This is a genomic window from Bacillus sp. FG16 (assembly GCF_057809515.1).
On sequence record NZ_JBMDKC010000235.1, the window covers coordinates 1 to 1,609 of the forward strand.

General features: G+C 36.6%; 1 protein-coding gene. It reads right to left on the reverse strand.

Annotated elements, in window-relative coordinates; all coding sequences use genetic code 11:
* Positions 1 to 238: 238 nt before the first annotated feature.
* Positions 239 to 1,609, reverse strand: a 1,371-nt coding sequence (locus ACODS7_RS31860) for a type IA DNA topoisomerase (RefSeq protein ID WP_243169454.1), incomplete at its 5' end; no start/stop codon positions are given.

The window sequence follows — 1,609 nt, forward strand, 5'->3', positions numbered from 1 at the left end:
ATTTCATGTATTTCATGTATCGTTACGTCAATCATGGGGACTAGCCCCCATACCCCCAGCTAGCTTCTGCCAAAAAAGAAGGAGACATTCTAAAATAAAGATATGCATTATTACATATCTTTATTTCTAATAAACATGGTATGATGTATACTATTCCCTTTAACTGTATAGCAAGTTACTACTCATTTGTATTTGTCTATTTTCAGAAAGCGACTGTATCATACAGTCGCTTTCTCATTCATGTCTTTGCTATTTTCTTTTTCTTCGGAAATACAAACTGAATATTCCCAGCGTCCAATTTTAAATACGCATCGAATTCCTTTTCTGATTTCCCTTTTAATCCTTTAAGTAACGTCGTTTTCTTACCCTCTAACAGCTTTATCATATTACTTTCACTAATCTTCTGTCCTAAAAATTCTTTCGAAACAGAAAACTTACAACTCTTTAGATTGTCTTTCGCATATCCAGAACAACCATATATCGTTTTCTTATCTACGACAGGTTTCCCGCAGGATGGGCACTCTCCTATATGATGTTCCGTTTTTTTATCCTCTACAAAGTCATTTATCGCCCATGCGTTTACTTGGTCTTTTGCTTCGTTGATGAGTTTCTGCGCTAACTTTTTGGAGGTTTCTACGAAAGGCTTATCCTTTTTCTTCCCTTCTCCAATTCCTTTCAAATATACTTCCCATTTTGCAGTTAATTCTGGTGAACCAATTGCGGTATCTTTAATGGCTTCCACCATCATTTTCCCTTTATTAGTTACATGTACGATGTTCTTTTCAATTTTGATATACAACAGTGTTTTGATTCTCTCTATAATGCCTGATCTCGTTGCTTCGCTGCCAATATCATGCTTTGCCATTACTGTAATTAGTTGCCCTTCTGTATATAGTTTAGGAGGTTGTGTTTTACCTTCATGTAACTTGATTTCTGTTGTCTCTACAGATTGACCTTGTTCTACAAGTGGAAGCGTCTGTTCTTTTTGATTCTCTTCCTCTTCTTTTCCAAACACGACTTGCCATCCAAGATGGGTAATTTGCTTCCCTGTCGATTTAAAAATATCTTGATTCACTTCAGTGAAAAAGTCTGTTTGATTATATGTCATAGGCTCATAGAACGTTGCTATGACGCTACGCACAACCTCATCATAGAGCCATCTTTCTTCTTTGGATAAGGTTTCTAAGTTAGGAACTTGATTCGTGGGAATCAGTGCGTAATGGTCTCCACATTTCTCATCATCCACGTACGCTTTTTGCTGTACAATCGTGTCTCTTTCTTTTTTTTCAATCAGAGTTTGATAATCTTTACAATTTGCGAGCTTTTCTAGAATACCTGGCAACTGTTCCGCTTCCGCTACAGGAATATGCTGATATTCTGTTCGGGGATACGAAAGCATTCTTTTATCGTATAGGCTTTGTGCAGTTTCTAGTACTACTTTAGGGGACATTTTATATTTCTTATTTAATTTTGCTTGTAAGCCCGACAGATTATATAATTTCGGCGCTTGTTTCAATTTTTGTTCCACTGTCACCTTTTGTATACGTGCTGTATGCTCTTGCAATTGTTGCAACTTTCCCTGTGCTTCTTCTTTTGAATGGAGTTTCAT